Consider the following 20190-nt stretch of genomic DNA (forward strand, 5'->3'; position numbering starts at 1 on the left):
AACCGCGATCTTCCGCCATGCCACCAATCAATCTCGCAGGACGACTCGATCGGCTTGCACGTCGGCGGACAGATTCATGCTCAACGCTACCGCGCGCGCGAAACCAGCAGGATCGTTGGCGGCGAACAATCCGGTCACTTTGCGATTGGCGATCGCGGGGCTGGCAAACGTGATGTGCAGATCGCTATAGCGCGCGAATTCATCCGCCGCCTGCTGCAGACTCACTCCATCCAACGAGATGACACCCTCGCGCCAGACCAGATCGCGAGCGACTTCGGCGCTGGGCAGCTCGGTGACTTGTTGAGGCGCTTGGGGAGGAACGATCACTTTGACGTTGGCCACCGCGCGCACGGGGGCTTGCGATGACGATGCCTGATCGCGGGTGATCTCGACGACCCCTTCCCTCACCAGCACTTTCACTGTGCCACCCGGCATTCGTCGCACCGAGAAGCTGGTCCCCAGGGCACGCACTTGAGTGTCCGCCGCCGTAACGATGAAGGGCCGGGTCGCATCTTTGGCGACGTTGAACAGCGCCTCGCCCTCCAGCAACTCGATGCGACGGTGAGCGTCGGTGAATGACGTGGATATTCTGGTCGCGGTGTTCAACACGACCGCCGAGCCGTCGGGCATGGGCACCAGCCGCACTTCGCCCCGGCTCGTGGACGTTTGATCGGCTTGCCACACCAGCATCGTGCCGATCGCGACGGCGACGAACATCGCCGCCATCGCACTCCATCGTTGCACACGGCTTCTCGTGCCCGACGGTGCCGGCGCGGACTCCATCGGCAAAGAAACTTCGCGCAATGGCATTTGCCCGGCGCGCACCAGCACCGCTTGAGCGCGCGCGAGCGCACCCAATCTGCGCTGATCTCCCGCAAGCCACGCCTGCAGATCCCGCTCTTCGTCCGGCTGCAACGGGCCGCGATCCATGCGCGCCGTCCAGCCGGCGGCGACCGCGTCGATCTCAGCGGCTGTCTCGCACTTTGCCATGTGCTGGTCCTTCCTTTTCTTCGACAGCCGCCTCGGGTCGCGCGGCGGGCGCCCCACCCGCGAACGCACTCATCAATATTCGTAATGCCTTGCCGATGTGTTTCTCGATGGTGTTTTCCGACACTCCCATCTGCTCAGCCACTTGTCGCTGCGACAGCCCGTCCAGCTTGCGCAACAGAAAGGCCTCCCGGCATTTCTGCGGAAGACCGGCAATCGCCTGCGTGATGCGGCCGAGCTCTTCGCGATCGGCCACCTGCCGCTCGGCGGACGCACTCTCCCCTAAGATACTCAAGCGGTCGATTTCCGCCATCGAGTCGATGGAAACGATTCGGGCCCGGCGTACGTGGCGAAGAATCAGCGACTGCGCCACTGAAAAGGCATAGGTGCGCGGGTTGTGGATATGTTCGACCGAGGGCAGGCTCGCCAGGACTGCGTAGGTCTCCTGGACGATGTCATCTATTTCCAGATTGATGACCCGCCGGCGCGACAACCACGCACGCAGCGCCGGCTCGTGCGGCAAGACCTCCCTTGCCAGCCATGTCGCCCGGTCGTTGGAAATACCCGCCATGCGCGCGAGTATATGAGCGCAACGCCGGTCGGCTGCAAGCCCTTTGTGAGATGTGGAATCAACGCCGCGTGCTTCTCGATTGCCGGCGTGCTCCTCGCGGGGTTGTCTCGAGCTCGGCGGCTCGTGCTTGCGCCAGAGCCACGAACAGCTGGGCCGCGGGAGATAGCGAGGCCGCGCGATAAGCAATCGACAGCTCGGCCATCACCTCGTAGCCGCGAATCGGTCGGCACACGATGTTGCTCGACTGGATGGAAGCGATCGATTGGGGCGCGAGCACGACACCATATCCGGCGGAAGCCATCGTTGCAGCGGTGATGAAATCTCGGACCCGGTAGGCCAGACGGGGCTCGAACTCGCCTCTCGCGCCAAGCGCCGCCAGGTGCTCGACGAATCCCGAAGCCTCGTCGAACTGAGGCGCGATGAAATCTTCCTTGGCCAGCGCACGTATGCTGACCTCGCGAGTCGCCAAGGGATGTTCCCGTCCTACCGCAAGTACCAGTGGCTCACGATGCACGGCGAATGCCGTCACGCCCTCCGGATAGTTCGCGCGCGGTCTGATGATGCCCACATCGAGCAAACCGGTGCGCACTCCCTCGATCTGGCGTGGCGTCTCCATCGACACCAGGTGCACATCGACGGCCGGGTGCGCCGACCGGAAGTTACGAAGCATTTCAGGCAACAGGCCGCTCAGCGCCGCCGACAGCACATAACCGACTTCGATGCGGCCGATCTCGCCGCGCGCGGTTCGCTTGGCGACGACCTCCGCGCGATCGAGCTGCTTCATCGCGACCTCCGCCTCGATCAGGAGCGCGGCGCCCGCATGAGTGAGCGAAATCGAGCTGCGTCGGCCGCGATTGAGCAGCCGGACCCCCAGCTTGCGCTCCAGCTCCAGCAATTGCCGGCTGAGCGCCGACTGCGCGATCTGCAACCGGTCGGCCGCACGGCCAAAGTGCAGCTCGCGGGCCACGGCGACGAAGCATCGAAGCGCACGGCTGTCGAGCATGAGCCTTTACCTATGATCGAATAATGTGTTCATAACCCCATATTAAATTATTGAACAGATCAAAGCATTCCGGCGTAATCGGCGTCCGCGGCCAGCCGGCCGTCATTCCAGCCCCGAGGCACTATGTCCGCGAGCCACCCCCCGGCAGCATTCGACTGGCAAGACCCGTTCCTGCTCGATGGCCAGCTGAGCGAAGAAGAACGGCTGATTCGCGACTCGGCACGGACCTTTGCCCAGGAAACGCTGCAGACGCGGGTGACCCGGGACTACCTCGAGGAAGTCACCGATCCCGGCATCTTCCGGCAGTACGGCGAGATGGGCCTGCTCGGCGTCACGCTGCCGACACAGTACGGCGGCGCCGGCGCGTCCTACGTGGCTTATGGCCTGGTCGCGCGCGAGATCGAGCGCGTCGACTCCGGCTATCGCTCCATGATGAGCGTCCAGTCCTCGCTGGTGATGCATCCCATCTATGCGTTCGGCAGCGAACAGCAGCGCATGAAATACCTGCCCCGCCTCGCGACCGGCGAATTCATCGGCTGCTTCGGCCTGACCGAACCCGGCGCCGGTTCCGACCCCGGCAGCATGCGAACCCGAGCGGACAAAACCGCGACCGGCTATCGCCTGACGGGCTCGAAAATGTGGATCACCAACAGCCCGATCGCCGACGTGTTCGTGGTGTGGGCGAAGTCCGCCGCCCACAACAATGCCATTCGAGGCTTCGTACTGGAAAAAGGCATGAAGGGCCTCAGCGCCCCGAAGATCGAAGGCAAGCTGTCGCTGCGGGCGTCCGTCACCGGCGAGATCGTGATGGACGGCGTCGAGGTCGGCGAGGAACATCTGCTGCCCGGCGTGTCCGGACTGCGCGGCCCGTTCGAATGCCTGAACCGCGCCCGTTATGGCATCGCCTGGGGTGCAATGGGTGCCGCCGAGGATTGCTGGCACCGGGCCCGCAACTACGGCATGGAACGCATCCAGTTCAACCGTCCGTTGGCCCAGACACAGCTGTTCCAGAAGAAGCTCGCCGATATGCAGACTGAAATCGCGCTGGGCCTGCAGGGCGCGCTGCGCGTCGGCCAGTTGTTCGATGCCGGGAAGATGGCGCCGGAGATGATCTCCATCATGAAACGAAACAATTGCGGCAAGGCTCTGGAGATCGCCCGCGCGGCGCGCGACATGCACGGCGGCAACGGTATCAGCAGCGAATATCACGTGATTCGCCATGCGCAGAACCTGGAAACGGTCAACACTTACGAAGGCACGCACGACGTCCACGCACTGATTCTCGGTCGTGCGCAAACGGGCTTGCAGGCGTTCTACTGAGACCCGCGCGTGACCGCTCCCCTCGCCGGACTGAAAGTCGTCGAACTGGCGCGCATCCTGGCCGGTCCGTGGATCGGTCAGACGCTCGCCGACCTGGGCGCCGAAGTCGTCAAGGTGGAATCTCCCGAGGGCGATGACACCCGGACCTGGGGACCGCCGTTCGTGCATCGGGACGATGGCACGCGCGACGCCGCCTATTTCCTTTCCTGTAACCGAGGGAAGAAATCCGTGGTCGCGGATTTCAGCAGCGCGGCGGATCGTGAGCTGGTGCTGCGGCTGATCGATCAGGCCGACGTCGTCATCGAGAACTTCAAGACCGGGGGGCTGGAGAAATTCGGTCTCGACTACGCCACGCTGGCGCGGCGGCGTCCCGGGCTGATCTATTGCTCGGTCACCGGCTTCGGCCAGAGCGGCCCCTACTCGCAGCGCGCCGGCTACGACGCGATGATTCAGGGATTGAGCGGCATCATGGATCTCACCGGCGATCCGCAGGGCGAGCCCCAGAAGATCGGCGTCGCCTTCATGGACATCATGACCGGACTCTATGGCGTGATTGGAATCCAGGCCGCGCTCGCTCAACGCGAACGTACCGGGCGCGGTCAGCACGTCGACATGGCGCTGCTCGACGTGGGCGTGAGCGTGCTCGCCAATCAAGCGCTCAACTATCTCGTTTCGGGTAACGCGCCCCGGCGCATGGGCAACGCACATCCCAACATCGTCCCTTATCAAACGTTCGCGGTTGCCGACGGCTACGTGATGATCGCCGTAGGAAACAACTCGCAGTACCGCAAGCTGTGCGAAGTGCTCGAACATCCGGAGCTCGGCACCGATGCTCGCTTCGCCACCAACGAGGACCGTGTCCGCGAGCGCGCGCTGCTCGTGACAACACTCAGCGAGCTGCTATCGAAATGGCAAAGCGCAGCGTTGCTGTCACGTCTGGAGCAAACCGGCGTACCGGCAGGCCCGGTCAACACGCTGCGCGATGTGTTTGCCGATCCGCAGGTGCTGCATCGTCAGATGTCAGTTCGGATTCCCGCGCCGGGCGTTACCGGAGGCACGGTTCCATCCGTGCCCTCACCCATCAAGTTCTCAGATGCGCAGCTGTCCTTGCACCGGCCGCCGCCGCGCCTCGGCGAACACACCGAAGAGATGCGTCGCGAGCTCGGGCTGCCGGCGAACGTCGGAGTGTCGCCGAAACTCAGCTGACCGGAATGACGGCACTGGCGAGCGCGACCGGTTTCGCCGGACGTTTCTTGTCCTCAGGCGCATCGGCGGGCGCGAGCGCGAGAATTCGCTGAGTTTCCGCATTCTCCAGCGCCTCATCGACCAGCTCCAGATAGAGCACGCGTTCGCTTCCGCCCTTCGCTGCCGGCTCAGGACGCGCAATGCTCGCGCGCCACGTCGCCCCATCCCCCTGCAGCTGACTACGGGCGGCTTTGCCGCCGACGATCTGCTCCAGCGTGAATCCGCCGCTGCCGTTAGCGGCCGGTGCTGCATTCACCGCTACCTTCCACCGTCCCGCCTTGGGCATGCGCACAGTGATGATTTGCTCGGCGGCTGCAAGGCCCGCGTATGAGTGCCAGAAGCACTGGCCCGTAATGCAATCGTAAAGGAACATCTCGATCTCGCTGCCGCCCGGCGCTGCCGTGGCGCGAAGCTTCAATACGCCGGCGTCGTCCGGCACATCCACGGTGAGAATGCTCGGCTCGCCATTCGATCGCAGGCTCTCGGTGCGTCGATCGCGGGTAGCCGCATAAACATCGACTGCAGGAGATTCCATGCCGCTCGCGTCGCGTGGCGCTCGAATCGACACATCCTCACCGCTGAGGACACCTTCGATGCTGCTCGTCAGCGCGGTGAACGCCAGCGAATATTGCGCCTCGTCGGTTGAGACCCGCGTCGAGTCCTTTTCACGCCAACCCGAATCGTTGGTGAGACCGAGATCCCAAGTGCCCGCGACCGGAGCCGGCACCACCCAGGTGTACTTGCCAGGCTGCAGCTGGACATACTGCAGAGGCCGGAGGTCCTCGGTGTTGGAGGACGGATCCATCGAGCGAATGCGCGCGCTCAGCACGCCCTTGCGAACCTCGATCTGGACTTTCAATGCCGCCACGCCGGCAGGCACCGAAATGTAATGATCGTCCGATTGCATCAACGGCACCCGCCCGTCGAGCTGGAGCTGCAAACCCGGTGTGACCGGACGCGGCGCGACCACTGTCAGCATCACTCGATGAACGATCACATCGTCGCGCGAGTCATGCAGGTTCAGAATGGCGCTGTGTGGACCGAAGGAACTCACCTTGATGCCGACGGGCAACGACTTCGTTTCGTTCAACGGCAGGCTCAGCGACTGGGCGGCGGTGAACGTGCCGTCGTTACCAGTCCAGCTCAACCGGTAGGTGCGTGCGCCCTTCGCTCCGGTGGCACGAGTGAACTGCATCACTCGATCTCCGGATTGCCCCGGCACCCAGCCGCCGAACTCGAAGAGCCCGGGCCCCTGCGCGCCGCCCTGGGCGTAGCGAGTCAGCGGCTGCGCGACCGGTGCGCTCACGCGAATGTTGGGAACATCGACGTCCCGCTGTAACTCTGTCCACGCGGCGTTGATGTCCAACAAGCCCGCGCCCTGCGTATAAGCGGGCGCGCCGGCGAGGTACTTTGCCCCTGCGCTCATCGCACGCCCCAACGATTCACGCGACACTTTCAGATTGTTTTGCCGGGCTGCGCTGATCAGCAGCGCGGCCATGCCTGTCGCGTAAGGACCGCTCGCCGAGGTGCAGCAGCTGATGGAGTAACACGGCGGCAACTGAGTGGTCGGCTTGTTCTTGGGCAGGAAGATTTTCTCGTCGCTCGCGCACTTGTCGGCGGAGATCCGATGCATCGGCGCGATGAAATCGGGCTTCAACGCACCGTCGCCGCCCGGGCCTTCCGACATCAGCGGATGTTTCAATTCACGCGGCAGCTCGGCACCACCGTACAGCGCGGCATAAGTCTGCGGACTGATCGAGCCGCCCACGGCAAACATGCCGTCCATCGCCGACACCAGGCCCATGCCCGGAAGATTGTTGCCCCCGCTATGAAACACCGGTTTGCCCCACGCCTTGGCGATGCGCTGGAACGCCATGCCGTAGAACTCCTGGGTCATGTTCGGCATCGGCTCGACGCCCCGCGAGTCCGAAAGAATATCCACGTCAGGTCGCGCGGCGATTTGCGCATAGCCTTCGATGAAATCGTAGGCCTGTACCCCGAACTCTTGATTGCGCACGAACAGCACGCGCGCATTGGGCGCAACTCCCGACGCAAGTCCATCGGCGGTCAGCGAACCCACTGCCACACTCGCAGTCATCGCCTGGTGTCCGCCGCGCGACATGTAGATATGCAGCGCGTCGGGCTGCTCGGCGGCGCCGACGATGAAGTCCATCGTATAGCTCATGGGCTGAGTGAACGTCAGCTGACGAACGTCGAATCGCTCGTCGACCTGGCGCATCGGCGGTTGATTCGCAAAGCTGGCATCGCCATCGCCGTCCACCCAGATCTCGCCACTCCCGGTGTTCCAGAGCACGCCGAATCGCTGCACCAGATTGCCGCCCACCGGCACGGAGAAGATGCCGAAGCGATAGCTGCCCGGCGCGGGAAGAATATAGGTACGACCCTCGATACGCTGCCAGGTGCCCGCGGCTTCGAGTTTCGTGGTCATTGCCACGCGCGTGTTGTCACCGGAGCGTGGATCGTTGGTGTTCAGAATGCCCGCGATTTTCGGCACCGGCCGACCTTGGAGGTCGAGCGCTGACCGCAACGTCGGGTGCTGGAACTCGGGCTGTGCGCTTTCGAGCACCGCCACCGTCACACCGCGTCCATCCCACTTCGGATGTTTGGCGCGCCAGGCCGTGACACCCGTATCATCCTCGGCGGTGAAACCAGCGGCACGCGATTGCGCGGGCGTAAGCGTTGGCAGTCCAGCCAGCGCCTGCCATTGCTGCTTCGCTGCTTTGGAAACATTCGATTCGTTTCGTGGCGGGTTGGGTTCATAGCCGCGATACATCGCGGCCGTGGCTTCGTTGCGACCCTCCTGCTCCCAGAGCATGTTGGCGCCGGTCGCGATCTGGTAGCGCTCGACATCGGCACGCGCGGCGATATCGAGCAGCTTCGCTATCTCGAGCTCGACGCGCAGATATCCGATCGCCGGGATCTCCTTGCGTAGCAAACCTCCCGCCTCGCTCACTGCGCGCCTGACGGTCTCGATACTGCCATCGCGAACCAGCAACATCACCTCGATGCGTTGCTGGCCGGTCACGACCGCGCGGTTCAACAGCTGGCGATTGGAATAGGACATCGGCGCGGCGGCCTGTGCGCAGGCCGTCGAACAGATGAGCCAGACAATGGCCAGGAGCCAGGGGCTTTTCGATGTCATCGGAATAGTCACGCTCATAGTTGTTGGGGGCCATAGAACCCGGTGTCTTACCGGCCCGGGAGCAACACGCTCACGGGCCACCGAGTAAGACACTTTTTAGAACGACATCCTCAGCGACAGCTGGAAGCAGCGGCCGCGGGCGTCGCCAAAGAGACTGCCCCAGGTGTTCACGGCGTCGAACGACGGATTTTCATTGAAGATGTTGGTGAGGCCGAGGTTGATCTCGGCACCCGCGAGCGCGCGCGACACCCAGCCATCGCCATTGGCGGGCACCCGATACGTGCCGTACAGGTCGTTGTAGATCTGGTCCTCGACCATCGCGTCCCCGCCCTGGTCGAGGATGTACAACGGATAGTTGTAAACAAAGTACGAATCGAAATAGCGCGCCACCCAGCCGACGGTCCAGGCGTCGCGCGTCCACGTAAGCCCGGCATTGGCTTTCAATTTCAGCGGGTTGATGTAGGCCACGCCGACGTTCTCCACCAGCGGCGCTGTCGGGGTAACGCGCGTCTGATAGTGCGTCTGCCAGGTAGCCTGCGTGAAGAATTCAAAGCTGCCGAAACTGCCGGTGTTCCACTGATAGTTGAGCGCGACGTCATACGCCTCGATCTTCGCGGTCGCGAGATTGACGGAAGTCGCATCCACCTGCGCGATCTGGCCGACACCAAACGGATCGCCCGGTACCGGCGTCGCGCGTGTCACCCGCCCCGGCAAGTAAGCCTCGTTGTCGATGACTTGCTGAGTGGTCAACGTGACGATGCCGTCGGTCTTGGTGATGCGCGTGTAGTCCACCGAGAGACGCAGGTTGTCGATGAAGCGCGGCTTCAGGATCAAGCCCGCCGACCAGCTCCTGGAGTCTTCGGGCTGCAGCGTCGGGCTGCCGCCAGCGATGGTGGAAACTTCGGCGGTATGCTCATTGGCGCGCCTCGGGTCGATGTAACCACTGTATGAGAACGGCGCTCCGGGCGTGAGTTGCGTCACCGCGGGCGGCATGAAACCAGTCCCGAAACTCGCGCGCAAGGTGATGTCCTGGATCGGCGAGTAACGCAATCCCAGCGTCGGATTGGTCGACTCGACCGCGGAGCTCACGCGCGATACCGGCGCATCCGGGCTCGATACCGTATTGGTGGAACCGTTCAGCTCATATCGATCCCAGCGACCGGACAGTTGCAGGTCCAGCGACTCGATGCCCGGAAGCGCATTCTTCGCCGAGATCACCGGCACCCACGCTTCGAGATACGCGCTGTCGATGGTCTGCGATCGGCTCGGGTAGATGTACCGCAGCCCGTTCTCGGAAAAACTTGCGGTGGCGAAATCCTCGTCGCGACGTTCGATGAGCCCGGTGATCGTCACGCTGCCCGCGGGCAGCTCGAGCACCGGACCGCCGACACGCAGCGACAGCGAGTTCTGGGTCGTCTCGAACGGCTTTATCGTGGATGTAACGAGGCTGGCGCCGGGAAGGACCGACGCAAAGTCCGCCGAGGTGAGGTTGTCGCGGAAGATATCGAACGTGCCATTGGTGAGCGCAGTGGCCAGCGCCGGACCAAAGCCCGCCGGGCGCGCGAACTGCAGCTTCGAACTGCTCCAGGCATAGTCGGCATTCGCCATCCACCGATGCGGCAGCCGGACGATGAGACCGCCCGCCATGCGTTGCGTGTCCAGCTGCGTATGCATCTCACCATCGGCCGCCCCATTGTTGAAGCGCACCTGCACGTCCTGGTTGAAGGGATTGATGGATGAGGACGCGGGCACGACGTACGTCGTCGTCGACTGATTGGAGTTCGTCACGCCGCGGTTCTCGGCGACGTTGGCCTCGACGAACGCTTCGATGCTGTCGGTAAACGAGCGCCGGACCGTGGCGCGAAGCGACTTGACGGTGGGACTGGAGGAGATCGACTCCCGGGCATTGCCGCTGCCGGCGAAGTTGCCCATCGCAAGGTTATAGGTGCCGGCGTTCGCCACCAGTCCGGCACCGCCGTCGGACGCCACGCCCGCGTAGTTCGCCGGAACGTTGGTGAAAGAAGAGCCGAGCGACGTGCCGTTGCGCAACGTGAGAACGGAGCCGTCGACGCTGCGAATGTTTGGTGTCGCACCCAGCGGTGGACGATAGTCGGCGTAGTAATGCGCGGGATTGTTCGCCAGGATCTCACGCACGCCGCGCTCCCGCAGATGCTGCCGATCGCGAACTTCCAAGCCATTCACCTCGGAGTAGCTGCCCGTCAGCACCACGCTGGTACGCCCGTCCTCGAGCGAAAAGCCGCCGGTCATGTCGATACGTCGGGTCGACGCATCGCCATCGAAGGCATCGCCATAGGCGATGGTCGTTTCCAGACCCTCGTAGTCACGACGCGTGATGATGTTGATCACACCGCCCGTCGCGCTGCCGCCGTAGATGCCCGATGCGGTGGTCGGCAACACTTCGATGCGCTCGATGGACGACAACGGAATTCCATTCAGATCCGGTTGATTCGGCGGCAGGCCGACGTAGCTGGTGGCGGTCGAGGCCATCCGACGGCCGTCGATCAGGATCAGCGTCTGGCCGTTGCCGAGCCCGCGCAGGTTGACCTCCGATGCATTGCCGGTCACCCCCAATCCCTGCGTGTGGGCCTGAGTGTTCTGGGGCAGACGTTGCTTGAGGAAGTCCGTGAGGTCCTTGGCGCCGGAACGCTCGATGGCTTCGCGGTCGAATACCACATAGGGCTGAGGATCGTCGGCCGAGCGGCGGATGTCCGCATTCAACAGCCGCGAGCCGGTGACCATCACCTCGGGGATGTGCAGATCGATCTCTTTGAGCTCCGTCGCGGACGCATCGCCGGCAGGCTCTTGAGCGTCCGCACGCGCCAGTCGTACGCGATTCGAGCGCTGGCGGTCGTTGGAGGTATCGAGCGAAATGGCTTCCGGGCGAGCCTCGGACACGGCCGGAGCAATGAGCATCGCGCCGCTCTTGTCGGTGTGCAGTTCCAGAGGCGTCCCTTGCAACAGCAGCTTGATTGCCTGCTGTGTCGTCAACTCGCCACGCGCACCGCTGGTGGCGATTCCCTGCACCTGCTCCGGGCGATACACCAGCTCCGCGCCGTACACCTCCGAAAGCTTCAGCAGTGCCTGCCGCAAATCGCCGGCGGGGATGTCGACCGCTTTGGTCGAATCCGCCACTGCGGGCAGCGCCATTGCACAGGCAACGGCCAGCAGCGTGGCACGAACCTTCTTGATACTCGGCATCGATGACTCCCTGGTGAGTTCGTTGTTGTTCGAGACTCACTAGGTGACGATCAACTTCGGCAAATCCCTCCCACGCGTTCCATCGCCTTCCCTCGGCTCAGCGCGCAGTCAGCACGATTCGATCCGCGTATTCGTGAGCGCGCACCGGAAAGCCGCTCTCGATCAACCTGACGAACGCATCGACGTTGGTCGCGCGGAAGTTGCCTTCGATCTTGAGTTTCGCAAGCTCGGGATCATCGATCACGATGCGGCGCTCGTTGTAGCGATTGAACTCGGCAATCGCCTCGCCGAGGTTGCGGTCGCGGAACACGAGCACACCCGCGCGCCAGCTCAACTGCACCTCCGCCTCGGGCACACTCTTCCGTTGCATCAGCACCCCCGCCTCGCCCGCTCGCGCAACGCTGCCTGCAACGAGCAAGACATCGGCCGGGTCAGACGGGGATGGGACGTCACCTCGCACTTGGGTCGACGAATTCTCGACTTTGACTTTGCCTTCCGTCACCACCACTTCGATCTCATCGCCGAAGCGACGCACCGAGAATCGTGTGCCGACGGCGACCACCCGCTTGTTGCCGACTCGGACCACGAACGGCCGGCGCGGGTCCTTCGACACATCGAAGAACGCCTCGCCCCGTTGCAGCTCGATACGACGCTCGGCATCGGACAACGCCACCTGAATGCGACTGTCGGTATTGAGCGTGACCTTGGAGCCGTCCGCGATCGCCACCGACGCGATCATGCCCACCGCGGTGCTGTAGCGACCCGCATCGATGACGAATCGCCAGTAGCCCGCGGCCACCAGAGCGATCACCAGCGACGCCGCGAAGGCAATACGACCGACGCGCAACCTGGGACGCGACGCGCCCGATACCGACGGCGGCGCGCTGAAGAACGGCGACAGGTTCCAGTGTCCAGGCGGTGGCGGACCATCGCTACGCACGCCTGCCCCAAGCGCTTTGAGCCGCGCCGCGTCTTCCCACGCCAGCTCCAGACGCAGAAACGCGACCCGATGCAGGGTCGATTCGTTCAACCACTGATCCAGGCGCGCCTGCTGCGCTTCGGACCAGTCGCCCGACTCCCGCCGCACCAGCCAGTCGCTGGCGATTGCTTCAATCTCCGATGCCGTGCTCACGGGCAGCCTCGTGCTCATCCTCGATCCCCTGTTCCTGTCCCGCGCGCGACGCGTCCTGCCGTTGCGACGACGGCATTCGCACCGTCGATCTCAAGTAGTGCGCCAGCAGTCGCGCGCCATCCCTCGTATGTTTTTCCACTGTTTTCTCCGCCAGCCCCAGCCGGCGGGCGACTTCCTTCTGCGGCAAGTCCCGCACCCGGCGCATCCACAGCACTTCGCGACACCGTTGCGACAGGCGGTCGAATGCCTGCGCCAGCCGCACCAGTTCCTGCTGAGCCACGGCGTGCTGCTCCGGAGAGACTTCATCCACCAGCACGTTCAGAAAATCGCCGTCGCTGCCGGCGTGGATCGACACGATGCGCTCGCGGCGGATCCGATCGGTCATCAAATGACGAGCGGTGGCGAACAAAAAAGCCTTGGGCGTCTGTGGCCGTACGCGCTGCGCGGCTTCATACACTCGTGCGTAGGTTTCCTGGCGAATGTCCGCGACTTCCTGCCGGCGGGGCCAGACGCGCAACAGAAAGCGCATGAGCATCTGCTCGTGGCTGAGGATCTCGCGCTTGAACCAGGCGTCCAACGACTCTGTCATGCGCGCAGCCTACCTTGTTTTCAGTGGCAATCGCTGGCGTGAAAATATTCATAGGGATCGGCCGGGCTGGTTCGTCTAAGTGTTTTCAGGGCCCCCTCATCTTCTCCCAGCGTGCGTACTGCTCAGGATCCACCGGATCCGAGGCTTTGCGGCCCTCCAGCCAGAACTCGAACCACTGCAAGTTGCGGCGATAGATATTGATCCGGTGCCGCGGCTGCCATTTGACATGGTGCTCGTCGGGGAACACGTGCATCTCCACGGGCTTGCCAGCATCCTGCAGGGCCGCGACCTCTTGAATGGAGATGTCCAGTTCCTCGTCGCTGACGTTCACCAGCAGCGGCGCACGAATGCGCTGCACGTTCCAGGCGTAGGACAACGCTCTATAGCTCTCCAGCTGTGGCGACGGGATGCCGCCCCAGTACTGGCGCAATTCCTTGCGGACCCGCAAAGTATCGGTGTAGTACCACCACGCCGGCGTTGCCACGCTGCTGACCGCCGCAGCCGCGATCCGATCCGAATTGACCAGCGCGAAGTGCACCTGCTGAGCGCCGTCGCTCAGGCCGGTCATGCCGACCCGGCTCGGGTCGATCAATCCCCGGCGATCCAGCATATCGAGCATTCGTTCGATCGACGTCCAGGTCGAGCGACGGTGAGCCAGATTGCGTTCGCTCGCCTCGGCGAGCTTCGCCAGCGGCACGCGCGAACGGTTTTCGATCTCGAACGGCTGCGAAGCGCACAGGACCATCAAGCCCGCCGCCGCGAACGCATGAGCCGGATATTCGTCTCCAGTATCTCCACGTAAAAAACCCGTTGCGTCGTACGGCAGCACCACCAGCGGGTAACGTCGGCCTGCGACGTAGTCATTGGGATAGATCAGCCGCCCGAAAGCAGGGTTACCAAAACCGTCCTGCCAATGCAGCGTCTCGATGCGGGTGAGCCGCAGACTGCGAAACTCCGGATTCGGATCGTAAAGCACGCGCATACGTCCGGACTGCAGATCGATGGCGACGAGCTGACGCGGCGTGGCCGGACCTTCGTGCAGACAAATGACCTGCCGCTCCTGCGGCTGACAGTCCATGATCTTGTCGTCGGTCTCGTAGATCGTGCGCACGGTGCCGGTCCGTGGCGCCCATGCGTAAAGCCCATAGACATTGCCGCCGACGAAATCGAGGCGAGAGAAATAGAGCTGCTTGCCGTCGGCGCGCCAGCGCACGATATCAAACGATGAATATCCGGAACACTGCTCGGCAGCGCAGGCCGTGACCTTGTCGCCTGTCTTCGCATGCAGCCGAACGACAGGTCGCGCCGCCGTAGCGGTCGCGGGGTCCATCACCTGAAGCCAGGCTGTGTCGCCGTTGCCGGCGGACGTCTTCATGCGTTCGAGAGGATCCGCGGGCTCGCCGGACGATGAGTCGCCTGACATTGCCTGCCGCTCCTCATCCGACGCCGCACGAGCACGCCCGGTGTCCAGCTCCAGCACGCGCACCTCAGGATCGCACTTCCGCTCCAGCAGCACCGCATTCATTCGTCCTTCGCCGCACCAACGTCGCGCGGGAACCCGGCCCGAATAGGGAATGAAACGGTCGTCGAACAGATAACCGCGCTGCGCCTCCTGCGCCAGCTCGCCCTCACTTTGCCCGCGAGGAAGCGCGACCGTATAAAGCACGCGCTTGCCGTCTTCGCTCAAATTGAAGTCGATCACATCGGCGTCGTCGCGCGTGACCTGCTCAGTCACACCGCCATCGACAGCGCTGCGCCAGACGTTCACCGTCCCCGCCACGAGCTTGAGATAGAAGATGGACTTCGCGTCCGTCGACCACCGTGCGCGCTCCGGCGGCCGATACCCCGCCGCCAGGTAGAACTTGGCGCGATTCCTCATCAGCTCGCCGCCGTCGGCCACGGCGCGCGTCTGCGCCTTCGCGCCAGTTGACGACACCAGCCACGTCAGCTGATAGGTGTTGCGCTCCACGTCCGGCACTTGCAATTGGAACGCCACCATCGAGCCGTCCGGCGACACGCTGAGCGCGCTATTACTCGCACTGACGGCGAGGCCACCGATATCACGCAGGCCGCTGAGGTCCTCCACGTTGAGCGACCGTGCCATCGCAGGCGCCGCGGCCAACAACGCGCTCGCGAGCATCGCAGCGCTCAGCGAGCGCTGCTTTCCAAAGTACGTACGCATGACGTCAGAACCGCTTGGTGAGATTGAGATAGCCGAAGCGCTGACGCATGTCGCTGGTGGTCGCGTCGAACCCTTGCTGGGTGCTGTTCGAGAACGATGGCGCACGGTCGAACAGATTGTTCACGCCGAGCCTGATGCTCGTGCCGCGACCCAGCCAGGAATCGCCGAACGCGTCGAAGTCGATACGCGCCTGCAGATCCACGAATGTCTGCTCCGGTACGTGCAGCCCGTTGGGCACGCCGAACGTGCCATCGGCGTAGCCGGACATGTAACGCGCCGTCGCCGTCAGTCCCACGCCGTTACGCAGCCAGTCGAGCGCCGCGACGGCACGCCATCGAGGAATGGCCCCCATCGAAGAACCACCGGCGGTTGCGACGCGCTGAACGGCGAGCTGTCCGGGAAAGTCGGCCACTTCATAGCTGCCGATCCAGGTCGTCGCCACGGTCGGCGAGAACCGGCCGAACGCGCTGTCGAAGGGCCGCGACATCTCCAGGTCGATGCCATGAACTTTCAAGCTGCCGAAATTGACGGAGGTGGAGTCGACACTGATCAACCGCCCCGGCACGCCGGCCGCGATATCCGCCGGCGTTTGCGGCTCACGCAGCACTCGATCGTGAAACAGCGCCTCGCTACGCACGATCAGCAAAGGATCGAGCAAGTTGATGCGCAGGTCCTGCGAGATGCGCCAGAAAGAGGCGGCAATCTTCAACCCGCCCTCACCCTCGGGCATGAACACCAATCCCGCGGTCATCGAATCGGATTCTTCCGGCTGCAGCGACGGATTGCCGCCGAAGCTGCGGACATAAACCGCCGTCTCATCGTTGCGCGCCGGATCCTGCATGACCGCATTGGGCGTGATGTACTGAGGCGCGTAAAGATCCCACAAGCTGGGCGCGCGATAGTTGGTGCCGTAGGTCGCTCGCAGCAGCAGCGACTCGATCGGATACCACTCCACTCCATATTTGGGATTGAACACGCCGCCGAAATCGTCGTAATTGTCGTAGCGCCCCGCCAGCGTCAGAGCGATCCGGCGAGCACCGGGCACCTGCATCGATTCGCCCACCAATGGCACGCGAGTTTCAGCATAGGTCGCCCAGGTCTTGCGGTCGCCGTTCACGACATAGTTCATGCCCGTGACGCGAATGCGCGCATCTTCCTTCCGACTTTCCGCGCCGATGACGAGTTGCACATCACCGGCCGGAAGCGTGAACAACGCTCCTCGCGCGAAAGCACCCAACTGAGTTGCCCGTGACGTGGTGAAGAATCGCGACGGCAGCGGATCCGCCACCAAAGAGCGCAACAACGCATCGCTGCCACCAGGACCGTCTTGAAACGGATTGAATGCGGTTGCGGGGTCGCTCGATGCCAACGCTGCTGTCAGTCGAGCGGTATCGATGGCATTACGCGAATTGTCCTGCCACGCCACATCTTCGAAGCCAACAGCGGAGATTTCCCAGTCCCAACCACCCAATTCACCTTTCAAGCCACCGACCGCACGCCACGACTCCGACTCCGCGTACTGCGCACGACCGAGGTCATTGGTAAAAGCGTAGTTGACGCTCACAGTCTGGCCGAACGGATTGAAGGCGTTGCTGGCGGGCACCAGCATGTTGGTGCGAGGCTCGGGGCCAAGCCGGTTGCGACTCTCCAGGCGATTGAACAGCAGCTCCGCGAAAGCCGTCACCTGGTCGGTCAGCGAGACATCGCCAAAGATCAAACCGCCCTTGCGCTCGCTCGACGCAATCAAGTCACGATAGCGCCCGAGCGTGTCGCGATTCTGCTGGCCCGCCGTGGCCGCGAAGTCCGCAGGCGTCAGCCCAACGCCGGTGCTACCGACAGGAACCACCGCACACGGAGCGGACAGACCAGGAAGATTCGCACCGTTCGTGGAACAGACATTCGCGGGGTTGGTAGCTGTGGTGCGCTGGTCGGTGCTGCCGAAGCGACGGTAATCCGCATTCGAGGTGATATCACGCTCACCGCCGAGCATCCCGCCGCGATCGTAGTAATCCATTACGACGCCGACGCGCGCGCGCTCCCAGGAATGGCCGATCGATCCCGAAGCACGGCGCTCGCGCCCGCCACCGTCGGCCGTTCCGTAGTACACATCGGCGGTAGGCGCCTCGATCTCGCTCTTCAGTACGATGTTGACGACACCGCCGACCGCGTCGGCGCCGTAGACGGCCGATGCCGAATCGGCAAGCACCTCGACGCGCTCCACCGCCGCGAGCGGAATCGTGTTCAAGTCGAAGAAGTTCTGTGACGTGCCCAGACCGGACACGACGGCGCGTCGACCGTTGATGAGCACGAGCGTCGTGCCACCCGCCAGACCTCTCAGGCGCACCTCGCGCGCGCCGCCCGGGCGATTCGCATCGCCGGCCCAGGACGCCTGCTGCGTCAAATACTTCAAAGCGTCTGCAACGTTGGTCACGCCGAGCTGATTCAACTTCTCGCGTGCAAACACCGTCAGCGGCGACACGCCTTCGGCAGACTCCTGCTTCAGACGTGAGCCCGTGACCAGCACCTCTTCCGCGCTGATCTTCTGCGGTGTTCGAGCGGAATCGCCGCGCGGCCCCGCGTCGCTTTCCACTGCCTGCCCGCTCTGTGCAGAAGAAACATCGGCCTGCGCGAGCCGAAAGCGCGACCAGAACGGCCCCTTGTCGTGACTGTTCGAAACATCGCCCGTGCGTCCGCCGGGCGCCGGCGGCACGATCGTGATAGTTCGCTCATCCAGATATCGGTAGCCCAGGCCTGAGCCGCCGAGCAGTTGCTGAAGCACTTCATCCACCGTGAGATCGCCGGCGACACCGGTGGTGCGCAGATCTTTCACCAACGTCGAGCGAAAGATGATCTGCAGATCGCGCTGCCTGGCGAAGCCCTGCAGGGCCGTCTCCAATTCCTGGGCGGCGATGTGAGTTTGTTTGCGAATGGCAGCCTGCGCAGCGGACGTTGCTGAGATGGCGACCGCCGACAGCGCAATGGCAACGGCAATGGATACACGCATGATTCCTCCCCAATGGCCTCTAAGGCTCGTTGTTACCGCCATCCCGTGTGTGAATGGTCGGTTCATGGGGTGATTAGAGTGAGGAACATGCGAAACAGGACACCGCGAATTTTTTCACTGCGGTGTCGGGAGAGACGACACGCGAATGCTGTCACCATCGGCACGCACGGTGAGATCCGGTTGCGTCCTCAAGAACTCGACCAGCGCGTCGTAATCGGTCGTGGCGAACACCGCGGTGATCGGAAAGTCATCGACACCCTCGTCGATGACCAGACGCTTGCGATTGTGACGATTGAACTCTTCCACCACGGCGGAGAGCGGCGTCGAATTGAACATCAATTGTCCACGCGTCCACGCGGTGGCGGCAGCAACGTTGGCAGCCTTCGGCAGCGGCACGGATAACGGTTCAATCGTCACCTGCTCACCTGCTGCCAGCAGAATTTCACCCTCGGGCAAAGCATCCAGCGGTGCGGATCCCGACGTCACCGCGACCCGTCCTTCGACGACGGTCACCACCGTTCCGCCTTGCTTGCGATAGACGTCGAAGCGCGTGCCGACCGCTCGCACCTGTGCCTGCCCACTGCGCACCAAAAAGACGCGCTGCGGATCCTTCACCACTTGAAACATGGCCTGCCCGGACAGCAGATCGAGCGCGCGTTCGTGTTCGGAAAACCGCACGCGGATGCGCGACTGAGCGTTCATCTCGACCTTCGAGCCGTCCGGCAAGGTCAGCGTACGCAACTCACCGATGCCAGTGACGTAGGCTGGAGCACGCAGCAACGGCAGCGCGATGAGAGCGGCGACCACAACCAGCACAGCACATGCGGCGGCCATGACACGCGGCCAGGCACGACGGCGGATCCCTGCCTGACCCGACTGGCGGCCAACGGCGGGAACCACGGGCTGATCCAACGCCACCACATTGATATCCGCTCGCGCCATTGCCGTCAGCGCGTCCGCATCGAGCTTGCGCTCTGCATCCACCAAAGGCAGATCCGACCACAACGCAATGATGCCGAGATAGGCACGCACGTGCTCCGGCGAGATGCGCAACCATGCGACGAAGCGGTCCTGTACCGCCGGATCGCCCGGTTGCTCACGCAACGCCGTGAACCACTCCGCCGCCTCATCGAATATCTGTCCGTGGATCATGGCGGTCCTACTCGCGATTCAGCTGCTCGAAGCGTTGCCGGCATACCGACAGCGCCCGGGACAGGTATTTCTTGACCATGCTGCGCGAAACGCCCAGGCGCCCGGCGATCTCGTCCAGAGAGAAGCCGTCACGACGATGCATCAACAGCACGGCGTGCGCCTTGGGCGGCATCTTCTCCAGCACGCGCTCGATCTTTTTCAGGCGCTGCTGAGCATCCGCCAGCATGGCTGGATCGTCTTCGGGCAGGGTGTGCAGGTCGGCGACCAGCTCGTCGATATCGACCGTGGCCGGCGCCCCATTCTGGCGCAGCGAGTGTTCGCGCAGCAGGTGACTCGCCACCGTGATGAGATAAGCCTCGGGGCTGCGAATCTCCTCGTGCCGTTCCACCCGCAACAGGCGCAAGTACACCTCCTGCACGAGGTCCGGCGTGTCCGCCCGGTTGCGCAGCCGCTGCGACAGGAATCGACGCAGCCGCCCGCCATGGCGCTCGGCGATGGTCGCGACAAAAGATTTCCGGTCTTGATTGCTCAACTGCGGCCCTGGACGGACACCCACCCTGTCTGTATCAGAGTGGGGCCGGGCCGAAAAGGGACACCTTTATTTTTCGATCGAGGCAGATAGG

13 protein-coding genes are annotated in these 20190 nt (G+C 63.5%); 2 read left to right on the forward strand and 11 right to left on the reverse strand.

The window, feature by feature from the left end; translation table 11 throughout:
- Positions 1-27: 27 nt before the first annotated feature.
- The 3 genes from EKO19_RS20440 to EKO19_RS20450 form a co-directional block, all read right to left on the reverse strand.
- Positions 28-990, reverse strand: coding sequence for a FecR family protein (locus EKO19_RS20440; protein ID WP_129778287.1), 963 nt, complete (start codon positions 988-990; stop codon positions 28-30).
- A complete protein-coding gene (locus EKO19_RS20445; protein ID WP_217705480.1) occupies positions 965-1510 on the reverse strand; it encodes a sigma-70 family RNA polymerase sigma factor in 546 nt (181 codons plus the stop codon). The genes EKO19_RS20440 and EKO19_RS20445 overlap by 26 nt, the downstream gene beginning before the upstream one ends.
- A 106-nt stretch (positions 1511-1616) precedes the next feature.
- Entirely contained in the window at positions 1617-2561 is a 945-nt protein-coding gene (locus tag EKO19_RS20450) for a LysR substrate-binding domain-containing protein (protein WP_129778289.1), read from the reverse strand.
- Positions 2562-2684: 123 nt separating this feature from the next.
- Between EKO19_RS20450 and EKO19_RS20455 the strand changes: the two genes are divergently transcribed.
- Positions 2685-3881, forward strand: coding sequence for an acyl-CoA dehydrogenase (locus EKO19_RS20455; protein WP_129778290.1), 1197 nt, complete (start codon positions 2685-2687; stop codon positions 3879-3881).
- A 9-nt stretch (positions 3882-3890) separates the two neighbouring features.
- Positions 3891-5087: a CaiB/BaiF CoA transferase family protein gene (locus tag EKO19_RS20460; RefSeq protein WP_129778291.1), complete on the forward strand. Its 1197-nt coding sequence runs from the start codon at positions 3891-3893 to the stop codon at positions 5085-5087.
- Here EKO19_RS20460 and EKO19_RS20465 read toward each other — a convergent pair.
- From EKO19_RS20465 to EKO19_RS20500, 8 genes are all read right to left on the reverse strand, one after another.
- Positions 5080-8289 (reverse strand): S8 family serine peptidase, encoded by a 3210-nt coding sequence (locus tag EKO19_RS20465; RefSeq protein WP_157995359.1) that lies wholly within the window; start codon positions 8287-8289, stop codon positions 5080-5082. The genes EKO19_RS20460 and EKO19_RS20465 overlap by 8 nt on opposite strands.
- Before the next feature lie 96 nt (positions 8290-8385).
- Complete coding sequence (locus tag EKO19_RS20470; protein WP_129778293.1) at positions 8386-11508, reverse strand: TonB-dependent receptor; 3123 nt, start codon at positions 11506-11508, stop codon at positions 8386-8388.
- Between the two features lie 97 nt (positions 11509-11605).
- The gene (locus tag EKO19_RS20475) at positions 11606-12640 is read right to left on the reverse strand and encodes a FecR family protein (protein WP_217705481.1); all 1035 of its coding nucleotides are present in this window, start codon (positions 12638-12640) and stop codon (positions 11606-11608) included.
- Positions 12618-13229 (reverse strand): RNA polymerase sigma factor, encoded by a 612-nt coding sequence (locus tag EKO19_RS20480; protein WP_129778295.1) that lies wholly within the window; start codon positions 13227-13229, stop codon positions 12618-12620. Before EKO19_RS20480 ends, EKO19_RS20475 begins: the two co-directional genes overlap by 23 nt.
- Before the next feature lie 85 nt (positions 13230-13314).
- Positions 13315-15411 (reverse strand): Atxe2 family lasso peptide isopeptidase, encoded by a 2097-nt coding sequence (locus EKO19_RS20485; protein WP_129778296.1) that lies wholly within the window; start codon positions 15409-15411, stop codon positions 13315-13317.
- 4 nt (positions 15412-15415) lie between these two features.
- The gene (locus EKO19_RS20490) at positions 15416-18415 is read right to left on the reverse strand and encodes a TonB-dependent receptor (RefSeq protein ID WP_175597132.1); all 3000 of its coding nucleotides are present in this window, start codon (positions 18413-18415) and stop codon (positions 15416-15418) included.
- Positions 18416-18529: 114 nt separating this feature from the next.
- Entirely contained in the window at positions 18530-19567 is a 1038-nt protein-coding gene (locus EKO19_RS20495; RefSeq protein WP_129778298.1) for a FecR family protein, read from the reverse strand.
- Between the two features lie 7 nt (positions 19568-19574).
- On the reverse strand, positions 19575-20099 hold the full coding sequence (locus EKO19_RS20500) for an RNA polymerase sigma factor (protein ID WP_157995360.1): 525 nt from the start codon (positions 20097-20099) through the stop codon (positions 19575-19577).
- Between the last annotated feature and the right edge of the window lie 91 nt (positions 20100-20190).

It is taken from the genome of Peristeroidobacter soli (genome assembly GCF_004138485.1).
GTDB lineage: Bacteria > Pseudomonadota > Gammaproteobacteria > Steroidobacterales > Steroidobacteraceae > Steroidobacter > Steroidobacter soli.